This window comes from Paraburkholderia sp. (assembly GCF_036488505.1).
Classification (GTDB): domain Bacteria; phylum Pseudomonadota; class Gammaproteobacteria; order Burkholderiales; family Burkholderiaceae; genus Paraburkholderia.
Genome location: NZ_DASXHN010000170.1, coordinates 17,905 through 29,011 on the forward strand (window position 1 = coordinate 17,905; position 11,107 = coordinate 29,011).

Annotated in this window: 8 protein-coding genes and 1 pseudogene; 6 read left to right on the forward strand and 3 right to left on the reverse strand. The window is 61.6% G+C overall.

The genetic code is table 11. The annotated features are described in order from the left end of the window. Window positions 1–82: 82 nt before the first annotated feature. From VGH68_RS10035 to VGH68_RS10050, 4 genes are all read left to right on the forward strand, one after another. The gene (locus VGH68_RS10035) at window positions 83–1,024 is read left to right on the forward strand and encodes a hydroxymethylglutaryl-CoA lyase (RefSeq protein WP_331603442.1); all 942 of its coding nucleotides are present in this window, start codon (window positions 83–85) and stop codon (window positions 1,022–1,024) included. Between the two features lie 7 nt (window positions 1,025–1,031). Beyond that, window positions 1,032–2,183 (forward strand): CaiB/BaiF CoA-transferase family protein, encoded by a 1,152-nt coding sequence (locus tag VGH68_RS10040; protein ID WP_331603443.1) that lies wholly within the window; start codon window positions 1,032–1,034, stop codon window positions 2,181–2,183. A gap of 174 nt (window positions 2,184–2,357) precedes the next feature. Then, entirely contained in the window at window positions 2,358–3,797 is a 1,440-nt protein-coding gene (locus VGH68_RS10045) for an MFS transporter (RefSeq protein ID WP_331603444.1), read from the forward strand. A gap of 220 nt (window positions 3,798–4,017) precedes the next feature. Next, window positions 4,018–6,279 (forward strand): SdiA-regulated domain-containing protein, encoded by a 2,262-nt coding sequence (locus VGH68_RS10050; RefSeq protein WP_331603445.1) that lies wholly within the window; start codon window positions 4,018–4,020, stop codon window positions 6,277–6,279. 134 nt (window positions 6,280–6,413) lie between these two features. Here the strand turns inward: VGH68_RS10050 and VGH68_RS10055 are convergent, their stop codons facing one another. Further along, window positions 6,414–7,247: a class II glutamine amidotransferase gene (locus tag VGH68_RS10055; protein ID WP_331603446.1), complete on the reverse strand. Its 834-nt coding sequence runs from the start codon at window positions 7,245–7,247 to the stop codon at window positions 6,414–6,416. A 313-nt stretch (window positions 7,248–7,560) separates the two neighbouring features. On the opposite strand from VGH68_RS10055, the gene VGH68_RS10060 reads away from it, so the two are divergent. Together VGH68_RS10060 and lhpH are read left to right on the forward strand one after the other, a co-directional pair. Continuing rightward, entirely contained in the window at window positions 7,561–8,682 is a 1,122-nt protein-coding gene (locus VGH68_RS10060) for a branched-chain amino acid ABC transporter substrate-binding protein (protein ID WP_331603447.1), read from the forward strand. 33 nt (window positions 8,683–8,715) lie between these two features. Then, window positions 8,716–9,723, forward strand: coding sequence for a trans-3-hydroxy-L-proline dehydratase (gene lhpH / locus VGH68_RS10065; protein ID WP_331603448.1), 1,008 nt, complete (start codon window positions 8,716–8,718; stop codon window positions 9,721–9,723). A gap of 50 nt (window positions 9,724–9,773) precedes the next feature. Here lhpH and VGH68_RS10070 read toward each other — a convergent pair whose 3' ends face one another. Together VGH68_RS10070 and VGH68_RS10075 are read right to left on the reverse strand one after the other, a co-directional pair. Continuing rightward, window positions 9,774–10,646: a DMT family transporter gene (locus tag VGH68_RS10070; protein ID WP_331603449.1), complete on the reverse strand. Its 873-nt coding sequence runs from the start codon at window positions 10,644–10,646 to the stop codon at window positions 9,774–9,776. Between the two features lie 193 nt (window positions 10,647–10,839). After that, a pseudogene (locus VGH68_RS10075) lies at window positions 10,840–11,107 on the reverse strand (adenosine deaminase); the annotation flags it as partial.

An 11,107-nucleotide genomic window follows, 5' to 3' on the forward strand; every position in this document is an offset into this window, starting at 1 on the left:
CGCTTTACGAATCTTCGGGAATCTCTAGAGTGATGTCAAACGCCGGCGCGATACGGCACACACAACTGACGGAGACAGCACCATGCCCGCATTACCCGCGCACGTCGCGATCCGCGAAGTCGGATTGCGCGACGGGCTGCAAAGCATCGAACGCGTTCTGACGACCGGACGCAAGATCGAATGGATTCGCGACGCCTACGCCGCTGGGCAGCGCGAAATCGAAGTGGGCTCCTTCGTTCCCGCGCACCTTCTCCCGCAACTCGCCGACACGGCCGAACTCGTTGCGTATGCGAAAACGCTGCCGGGCCTGCTGGTTTCCGTGCTCGTGCCGAATCTGAAGGGCGCACAGCGCGCGATCGACGCTCAGGCCGACCTGATGCTGGTGCCGCTCTCCGCAAGCCGCGCGCATAGCGTCGCAAATCTGCGCAAGGCGCCGGAAGAAGTCGTCGCGGAAGTCGCCCGGATGCGCGCCGCGCGTGATGCGGCCGGTTCGAAGACGCTGATCGAAGGCGGCATCGGCACAGCGTTCGGCTGCACGATTCAAGGCCACGTCGACCAGCACGACGTGTTGCGCTACATGCAGGCGCTGCTCGATGCAGGCGCCGATCGCGTGAGCATCGCCGATACCGTCGGCTACGCCGGCCCTGCCGCGGTCCGCACGCTGTTCGAAAAAGCACGCGAGATCGCCGGCGAACGCTTCTGGTGCGGCCACTTTCACGACACGCGCGGCCTCGCGCTTGCCAATGTCTACGCGGCGCTCGAATCCGGCGTCGCGCGTTTCGACGCGACGCTCGCCGGCATCGGCGGCTGTCCGCATGCACCGGGCGCGAGCGGCAATGCATCCAGCGAAGACCTTGCGTTCATGCTCGCCGATATGGGCATCGACACCGGCATCGACATTCATGCGTTGCTGACGCTGCGCGCGAAACTCGCGCAGTGGCTCGAAGGCGAAACCCTGCACGGCGCGTTGTGGCGCGCCGGACTGCCTAAAACACATGCCGCCACCGCTGCGCTCAACGCCTGAGGTCATCATGAGCAACAACGCAACCCTCCCGCTCGACGGCATTCGCGTGATCGAATTCACGCACATGGTCATGGGCCCGACATGCGGGATGATCCTCGCCGACCTCGGCGCCGAGGTGATCAAGATCGAGCCGCCCGGCGGCGACAAAACGCGCAAGTTGCCGGGTCTCGGGATTGGTTTCTTCCGCTCGTTCAATCGCAACAAGAAGAGTGTCGTGCTCGATATCACCACGCCCGAAGGCCGGGACGCGGCAGTCGAGCTGATCGGCACCTGTGACGTGATGCTGGAAAACTTCCGTCCCGGTCTGATGAGCAAGCTCGGGCTCGATTACGACACGCTGCGCGTGCGTTATCCGCGTCTCATCTATGTGTCGCACAAGGGCTTTCTACCCGGTCCGTACGACAAGCGGCTCGCGCTCGATGAAGTGGTGCAGATGATGGGTGGCCTCTCGTACATGACCGGACCGGTCGGCCGGCCGCTGCGCGCCGGGACCTCTGTGAACGACATCATGGGCGGGATGTTCGGCGCGATCGGCGTGCTTGCCGCATTGCGCGAGCGGGACGCGACCGGCCGCGGTCAGGAGGTGCAAAGCGCTTTATTCGAGAACTGCGTGTTCCTGTGCGCGCAACACATGCAGCAATACGCGATGACGCGTGAAGCGCCGCCGCCGATGCCCGCGCGGGTATCCGCATGGAGCGTCTATGACGTGTTCACGCTGGCAGAAGGCGAGCAGCTTTTCATCGGCGCGGTGAGCGACAAGCAGTTCATCACGCTGTGCGACGTGCTCCAGCACCCCGAACTCGCCGCCGAACCGCAGTTCGCCAACAACGCGTTGCGCGTCGCGGTGCGTCCCGAACTTCTCGCGCGGCTAGGCGAAATCCTCAAGGATCACCGTGCCGACGAACTCGCGCCGAGGCTCGAAGCGGCCGGCATTCCGTACGCGCCGATCGTGCGCCCCGAGCAATTGCTCGACGACCCGCATCTGAAGGCAAGCGGCGGTCTTGCACCGATGCAGACCGAAGACGGCAGCATGACCGATGTCGTCCTGCTGCCGATCATGATGGGCGGCCGCCGCCCCGGTGTACGCCAGGCGCTCGCGCGCGTGGGCGAGCATACGCAGGAAGTGCTATCGCGCCTCAAAAGCCGGATGAGCGTGTGACTCAGGTCGGTATCGCAGCGAATTAGCGCGCGCTTGCAGTCGATCGAGCGTGATCCGTTTCGCCGCGAGGTAATCGCGCCAGATAAATCGGCATCCCGCCGAACGCAGCATGAACGACAGGTAACGCGACAAAAGAGTGCCGTCGTATCAGCGTGAAGTCATCAGGAGACAATGATGCAACCCACCGTGATTGCGGACACGCGTCCGCTCGCCTCGCCGACCATTGAGGTTGGCGTCACACCCGGCGCGGAGATTTCCGCGCGCATGGACCGGCTACCGCTGGCCCGCCATTTATGGGTGCTCGTGGCACTGATCTCGCTCGGCGGTTTCTTCGAGATCTACGACCTCATCTTCACCGGCTACATCGCGCCCGGCATGGCGAGAAGCGGCCTGCTTCAGACGACGACCCACGCGTTCTTCGGCTTCACGGGTATTGCGGGCTTCATCGCCGCGATCTTCGCGGGTCTGTTCGTCGGCACTTTCTGTCTGGGATGGATGCCGGATCGCTATGGCCGCCGCGCGGTATTCACGGTGTCGTTGCTTTGGTACTCGGTCGGCTCCGCGATCATGGCACTGCAGACGACGCCCGAAGGCGTGATCTTGTGGCGCTTTATCGCCGGGATCGGTGTGGGCGTCGAGATCATCACTATCGACAGCTATGTGACCGAGCTGGTGCCGCAGCACATGCGCGGCCGCGCCATGGCGTTCAACCAGATGGTCATGTTCGCGGCGGCCCCCGTTGCGGCGATCCTGTCGTATTGGCTCGTACCCGAGACGGTTTTCGGTCTCGATGGCTGGCGCATCGTCGTACTCGCGGGCTCCGCAGGTGCGATCGTCGTCTGGTTCATTCGTCGTTCGGTGCCGGAATCGCCACGGTGGCTCGCCGCGCATGGCCACGTGGATAAAGCCGACAAGATCGTGCGACAGATCGAAGCGATCGTCGAACGGCAGACGGGACGGCCTCTGCCGCCGCCGCTGCCGGTGATCGAACAACCCGTGCACCGGCGTGCATCGTTCGCCGAGCTTCTGCAGCCGCCTTACCGTTCGCGCCTGATTCTGCTGATCGCGTTCAACTTCTGCCAGGCCATTGGTTACTACGGCTTCGCGAACTGGGTGCCGACGCTTCTGATCGGGCAGGGGATCACGGTGACCAGGAGCCTGCTTTACTCGTTCGTGATCGCGTTCGCGCTGCCGGTCGGACCGATGATCGCGATGCTGTTTGCCGATAGGATCCAGCGGAAGTATTTGATCGTGGGTGGCGCGCTTGCCGTGATCGTCTGCGGTCTCGCATTCGGGCAGACCAGATCCGCCGCATTGCTCATCGTGCTCGGCGTGTTGATCAGTCTCGCTGGACAGCTCATCTCCGTGTGCTACCACGCCTATCAGGCCGAATTGTTTCCCACTGCGGTGCGTTGCCGGGCGAATGGCATCGTGTACTCCGCGAGCCGCGTGGGCGCGATGATGTCCGGCTTTCTAATCGCGTTCCTGCTTCGGGACTTCGGCGTGACTGGCGTGTTCATCGGCATCACGGCGACGATGCTGGTCGTCGCGATATCGATCGGTGTTTTCGGGCCTAAAACCAATGGATTACGGCTTGAAGAGATTAATCGCTGAGCACGGAGCACGCAGCACTGAGCACTGAGCCAGCGCGATAGCTGCGAAAGTACTGGTAGAACATCGGCCCGACCGCCCACGCACCGTCACCGCAAAAGCGTAAAGCGCGCGGACATGCTTTTTCCGGGCCGAGGTACGCAACCAATTGGGGTCACGAAGATGCAACACAACTCCGATATGGTCGCGAACTCTTACCAACCTTTCAAATTCTTATCGCGCCGTGAAAAAAACATTACTAATTTCTGCGATTCTCGCAGCCGGTCTCAATGCATGCGGGGGTAGCGTCAATAGCAGCACTGTTGCGGACAGTGGCGGTAACACGGGCGGCAATGGCGCACCGGTAGTAGACAGCAAAGTTCCTGCGCTTTCATTTGCTGATCCGCAAAGCAGCTTCGATTTGAATAACTATACGCAGACGGCAATGTTTCCCTTGCAGTTTGCGACGTCGGGCACGAATCTGTTGAATGCCGAGGCCTCCGGCGTCACCTATGACAAGGATACGGATTCGTTGTTTGTCATCGGCGACGGTGCGACATCGGTCGTGCAGGTTGCAAAGAGCGATGGTCATGTTATCGATTCGATGACGCTCAATGCAGGCGACTTCGAGGACACCGAAGGCATTACCTATGTCGGCGGCGGCAAATTCGTATTGGTGGAGGAGCGTCTGCGCCAAGTCGATCTGTTCACTTACGTTCCGGGTGGAACGCTGAACAGAGCAGCCGTACAGTCGGTGAAACTCGGGACGACGGTCGGCAACGTCGGTATCGAGGGCGTGACTTTCGACACCAGGACAGGCGGCTACATTGCCGTGCGCCAATCGCAGCCCACCAGCATTTTCCAGGCGGCAATCAATTTCGCAGGCGGGACGGCGACAGCATCGGACGGCACCCCGATCCTGCCGTCGACGGACAATCCGCCGGTGATGTTCGATGCCGCGAAGACAGGCCTTTCCGCGTTCAATGACGTTTTCTCGTTGTCGAATATCGTAGCGGGCACCGCGCCGGATTACGACAACGTCGTAATCATCGGCGCGCCCGATGGCAGGATCGTCAAGATGGATCGGGCAGGTAATCTGAAGAGCAACCTGTACATGAGTGCGACCGCCCAGAACGAGGGCGTGACGATGGCCCCCGACGGCACCATTTACGCGGTGGGCGAACAGGCCGCGGGCCCGAGCCTGCCAGGCCTGACCGTCTTCAAGCCCACCACCGGCACGGGCAATGTCGGCATTGGCAGCAACCTGTACCTGAAGTTCGACCAATCAGTGAAGGCGGGTGCCGGCAATATCGTTCTCAGTGACGGCACCGACGATACGCGCTCGATTCCTGTAGGCGACGCTTCACAGGTGACGTTCAGCGGTAACGTGATGAAGATTCATCCGAAGTTCTACATGACGGCCGGCGCCACCTACCACATCACGTATCCGGCGGGCGCGATCAAGACGACAACGGGGAACGATACCGTCGCGGTCTCCGACACTTCTACCTTCGCGTTCACGACGATCGGTACCATCGATCACACCGCGCCGACGTTGTCGAGCGCTGCCCCGGTCGACGGCGCGACGGGCATCATCGGCAACCACATGACGCTGTCGTTCAGCAAAATCGTGCAGCCGGGCGCAGGCAACGTTGTTGTGAGCAACGGCTCCGATACGCGTAATGTGGCCATTACCGACACGACCCAGGTGAAATTCAATGGTGGGCGGGTGACGATCAACTTCGCGACGCCGTTGCAGGCTGGCTCGCGCTACACCGTGCAAATGGCCGGTGGTGTGATCACCGACCTGTATGGGAACGCCTATGCGGGCATCACACAGAGCTTCACCACCGCCGCAGCAGGTGCGCCCGCGCCGACCGTGTTGGTCTCGGAGGTGAACTCGAACGCGGACGGCGGTCAGGATTTCTTTGAGATCTATAACTACGGCGGTACGGCGATCGATCTGACTGGCTGGAAGTGGGGCGACAGTCATGCCGATGTCAACGATGCGAACAATACTGCGGCATTCGCGGCCGGTACGATGCTGGCGCCGGGTGAACATCTGGTCGTGGTGCCGGGTCTGCCGGGAACCGATGACAACACGTTCCGTACAACGTGGGGCCTCGCCGGCACGGTGCCGGTGATTGCGATGTTGAACGTCAATAACGATGCAGCGAACCTGATCGGTTTGGGCAAAGGCGATGCGGTGATCGTCTATGACGCGAACGGTAACGTCGCGGCGGCGATGAACTACGGCGCGCCAATCGCTGCAACGCAGGGAGACGGCACGACGGTAGCGATTCCTACGGCCACCGGTGCGAATCCTGGTCCGGTTGCCGCTGGAAATCACGCCGGTGCGGTTTTCACCGGGGGGAGCGCGAAGGTTTCCGCGGTGTGGGATACCGTTTCGACCACGGCGCCGAACTATGTCGACGCAGTGGTTGGCGTGCACGGCGGCATCTCCGAACCGCTCAAGCCTGCGTCGATCGGTTCGCCTGGACAGTAACCTGGCTCACCCGGCACTGACGAGTAGCACGGCCCGGCGTTGCGAGTGCTTTCTCTTGAGCGGGCCTGGTCGCCGATCTGCCGCTGCGAGACGCCGGGCTCGCGCGGCACATCTGACCACGCCCCGGCAGCCATTCACGCCGCCTCAGGCTCGAACGCAAACTGCTCCACGTCGCCGTCGCGCGCCACCACCACGGTGCTTTCGGGAATCTCCTGCCACCAGCCCGGCAAATCGGCGAGCGGCTCCGACACGACCAGAAATGCATCCTGGCCGGCCATCGCGATGCGTGGATCGTTTGGATACAACTCGTGTAGATGACGAAACGACGTGTTGTGAAACAGCGAGCGTGACTGCCTTTCGCTCGAATAACGCGCCGCGACGATCTGCTCGCCATCGGTGGCACATACGGTCATGTTCAGCGGCTCTTCCACGCCATGGCGGCGGCCAGTTTCCTCGACGAACGCCACCATCCGTTTGAGCGCGGTGACGGGCGCGAGCTCGAGACCGAACGTGAGCGCGAGGAAGAACAGCACTTCGGAATCGGTCGATCCTTCGATCGAGGGGAACAGTTCGGGGGCGATCGCGACCATCAGGTCGCGGCGCACCCGCGGATAATTGCGCACGAGGCCATTGTGCGCGAATAGCCACCGGCCATGGCGAAACGGATGGCAGTTGGTTTCCTGCGACGGCGTGTCGGTCGCCGCGCGAATGTGCGCGACGAACAACGGTGCGTGGATCGCACGCGCCGCCTCCCGCAGATTGCGATCGCTCCACGCCGGTTGAATGCAGCGGTAGCGAAACGGGATGTCGGTCGGGTGCCCGTACCAGCCGATCCCGAAGCCGTCGCCGTTGGTGGTCGTGTGGCCGAGCCGCGAATTCAGGCTCTGGTCGATCAGCGAATGCTTCGCGTTGAACAGCACCGTTTCGAGCTGAAGCGGGTTGCCGGAATAAGCGAGCCAGCGGCACATGGGGTATCTCCTGTCGAATACGCGGTTGTTCGGCGATGGGTTGCTTACGTTTCGCACGAGAAGCCGGGAACGGACCGCTGCGATGCAACGGGCCGAGGATGCGCTCCGACGGGCGACATCAGTTCCCAATGATAGGCAGAGGGTCGGCGAATTCAAAGCGAATCCGAGGCCGCCAGAGGGCTGAACCTAGCTTGTTTTTGGAATATTCGTGATTTAGATTCTGTCCGCAAGCCAAAAACCTCACGCTCCGACCTGCTCCGTGTATCGCCAGAGCCGAACGGTCAGGTCTTATCTCAGCCCAACTGGAGTTCGTATGCGTTACCCAACAACAATCGCAGCCGCCCTGGTGGCCGCCGGCTTCACGCTGTCCGCCCATGCCCAGGTCGTCGTCACGATCGGTCACTCGGCGCCGCTCACCGGCCCGCAGGCACCCAACGGCAAAGACAACGAAAACGGCGCGCGGCTCGCTATCGATGAACTGAACAAGTCGGGCGTGACCGTCGCGGGTCAGAAAGTCACCTTCAAGCTCGATTCCGAGGACGATCAGGCGGACCCGAAGGTCGGCGTGCAGATCGCGCAAAAGCTGGTGGATAGCGGCGTGCTGGCCGTGGTCGGACCGTACAATTCGGGCGTCGCGATTCCGGCGTCGCGCGTCTACAATGCCGGTGGCGTGCCGATGCTGCCGGTTGCGTCGAATCCGGCGCTGACGAAGCAGGGCTTCAAAAACATCTTTCGTATCGGCGCGAGCGACGAGCAGCTCGGCGGCACGATGGGGCAGTTCGCGGCAAAAACGCTGAAAGCCAAGACCGCGGCCGTGATCGACGATCGCACCGCGTACGGCCAGGGCGTCGCCGAGCAGTTCATCAAGCAGGCGAAGGCGAACGGCATTCAGATCGTCGATCAGGAATTCACCAATTCGTCGGCGACCGACTTTCTCGGCATTCTCACCACGATCAAGGCGAAAAACCCGGACGTGATTTTCTTTGGCGGTTATGCGGCCCAGGGCGCGCCGATGGCCAAGCAGATGCGTCAGCGCGGTCTGCGCGCGAAGTTGCTCGGCGGCGACGGCATCTGCTCGGCCGACATGGGCAAGGTCGCGGGAGACGCGGCGTCGATCGTCTATTGCGCGCAAGGCGGTATCGCGCTGGATAAGACCGCGGCCGGTCGCGAGTTTCTGCAAAAGTACAAGGCCGCGTACAACACCGATACACAGGTCTACGCGGTCAGCTACTATGACGGCGTGAAGATGCTGGCCGACGCGATGGTGAAGGCCGGCACGACGACCGACAAGGCCAAGCTGATCGACGCACTGGCCAAGGAAAACTACAAGGGCGTTGCCGGAACCTATTCGTTCGACGAGTACGGCGATCTGAAAGGCGCGCCGACCACCGTGTACGTGATCAGGAATGGCTTGCCGGTTCCATACGGCCAGTAATCCGGCGCGACTCACCGACACCACGAAGCAGACATGAAAATTTCCCGAACCATCTCGACCGTCGAAGTTCACACCGGTGGTGAAGCATTTCGTATCGTCACCAGCGGTCTGCCGCGCTTGCCGGGCGATACGATCGTCAAGCGACGCGCGTGGCTGAAAGAGAATGCCGACGACATCCGTCGCGCGCTGATGTTCGAACCGCGTGGCCATGCCGACATGTACGGCGGGTATCTGACGGAACCGGTCAGTGCGAACGCGGACTTCGGCATCATCTTTCTGCACAACGAGGGCTACAGCGATCACTGCGGACACGGCGTGATCGCGCTGTCGACGGCGGCGGTCGAGTTAGGTTGGGTGCAACGTCAGATTCCGGAGACACGTATCGGCATCGACGCGCCTTGCGGCTTTATCGAAGCGTTCGTGCAATGGGATGGCGAGCATGCGGGTAACGTGCGCTTCGTCAACGTGCCGTCTTTTATCTGGAAGCAGGACGTCAGCGTCGAAACCCCGTCGTTCGGAAAGGTGACCGGCGATATCGCGTTCGGTGGGGCGTTCTACTTTTACGCCGATGGCGAACCTCATGGGCTCGCGATTCGGGAGTCGTCGGTGGAAGAACTGATTCGTTTTGGCGCGGAAGTGAAGGCCGCCGCGAACAAGGCGTTTGCCGTCGAGCATCCGCATATTCCGGAGATCAACCATATCTACGGAACCATCATTGCCAATGCGCCGCGACATGCAGGCTCGACGCAGGCGAATTGCTGTGTGTTTGCCGACCGCGAGGTGGACCGGTCACCGACGGGATCGGGTACCGGCGGACGGGTGGCCCAGCTTTATCTGCGAGGGCAGTTACGTGAAGGCGAGACGCTGGTGAACGAGTCGATTATCGGGACGGTGTTCAAGGGGCGCGTGCTGGGCGAGACGACCGTGGGCGATTTCAAGGCGGTCATTCCGGAAGTGGAGGGCAACGCCTTTGTATGCGGGTTCGCAAACTGGATCATCGATGAGCGTGATCCATTGGCTTATGGGTTTCTTGTGCGGTAGCCGGGTCGCAGTGACCCACAACGGTCCTACGCGGCCCTCCGGAGCGGCGGTCATGCGCTGCGGTCCAGCACCCACCCGAGCTTCCCGCTCGCCAAGGCTGTTCCGAAGAGTACGATCGCGCATCCGGCGATCATCACCGATGTGATCGCCTCCCCCAGGAAAACCGCGCCCCAGATCATGCCAAAGATCGGGATAAGAAAGGTGACGGACGCAGCGTATGCGGCACCGACACGCTCAACCAGCCTGAAAAACAACACGTACGCAAAGCCCGTACACACCACGCCGAGTGCTGCGACGCATGCCCACGTCGACGGCGCGACGGCGTGCTTTGGCCAAGAGAACAGCGTGAGCGGGATCAGCAAGATCGAAGCAAACAGTTGACTGCCGAAAGCGACAACAAACGGATTCACGCCCGTCAGATGACGTTTCGAATAGTTCACCGCAAATCCGTAGAACAGAGTCGCGAGTAGTGCGGCACCAATCGCGAGCGGCACAGCGCTGGCGCCGTCGATGAGGGTGCCCCACGCCAGAATCACGACACCCGCGAGCCCAAGCATCAGCCCGATAGCCTGCTCGATTCGCATCGATCGTCCGAAACCCGCGACCGCGATTAGCGCAGCCCAGAGCGGGGTCGCCGCGTTCAAGATCGAATCAACGCCCGCGTTCACGTAGAGAGTCGAATATGCGAGCAGACAGAAGGGTACGGCAGAGTTGGTCACGCCCACGACAAACAACGGCCATGCTTTGGATCTGAACTGGCTACGTGCCGTTGCTGATCGAAGCACGGGCGCCAGAACGATTGTCGCGATTGCGACGCGTAGCGCGATTAGAGGGATCGGTCCGAGTTCCGGTGCCGCCACACGCATAAATAAAAACGATGCACCCCAGATAGCAGCAAGCGCGAGCAGTTCGATCACGTTCATTGAATATATCGATCCAGTAGTTGAGTAGTAATAGGCGCTTTCCATCCGCCACGTCTGCAAGATTGCGAGTGGCTGATGCGCGAGTGGACCGCGTGACAATGTTTGGTCGCGAAAGAGCGGGGCCGTTAAAAATCGCCTCGCCCGGGCATCAGAGACAGCGTCGCTCTACGGGCCGTGAACTCGCAAACCGGGGCTATCCGCGTTGTGCTTCGTGCTGACGCCAAACATGCAAGGTTGCATATGCTCGCCACGGCTGCCATCGTTGGGCGTGTTCATCAAGTGCCGATACGCTCGAATAGCCGAGCTGCTTCTTCAGCACCGCATCGCCGTGCGGGAATGCATTCGGCCATGCCAGCGAGCGCATCGCGATGTACTGGACCGCCCATTCGCCAATGCCGCGGATATGCCTTAGCGAGGCGAGCGTCTCGTCCAGCGATGCCAACGGTTCCAAAACAATGCGG

Bases quoted from the DNA above. Each gene is read 5' to 3' on its own strand.
- VGH68_RS10045 (WP_331603444.1), top strand. From the start codon at position 2,358: ATGCAACCCACCGTGATTGCGGACACGCGTCCGCTCGCCTCGCCGACC.
- lhpH (WP_331603448.1), top strand. From the start codon at position 8,716: ATGAAAATTTCCCGAACCATCTCGACCGTCGAAGTTCACACCGGTGGT.
- VGH68_RS10055 (WP_331603446.1), bottom strand. From the start codon at position 7,247: ATGTGCCGCTGGCTCGCTTATTCCGGCAACCCGCTTCAGCTCGAAACG.
- VGH68_RS10040 (WP_331603443.1), top strand. From the start codon at position 1,032: ATGAGCAACAACGCAACCCTCCCGCTCGACGGCATTCGCGTGATCGAA.
- VGH68_RS10060 (WP_331603447.1), top strand. From the start codon at position 7,561: ATGCGTTACCCAACAACAATCGCAGCCGCCCTGGTGGCCGCCGGCTTC.
- VGH68_RS10035 (WP_331603442.1), top strand. From the start codon at position 83: ATGCCCGCATTACCCGCGCACGTCGCGATCCGCGAAGTCGGATTGCGC.
- VGH68_RS10070 (WP_331603449.1), bottom strand. From the start codon at position 10,646: ATGAACGTGATCGAACTGCTCGCGCTTGCTGCTATCTGGGGTGCATCG.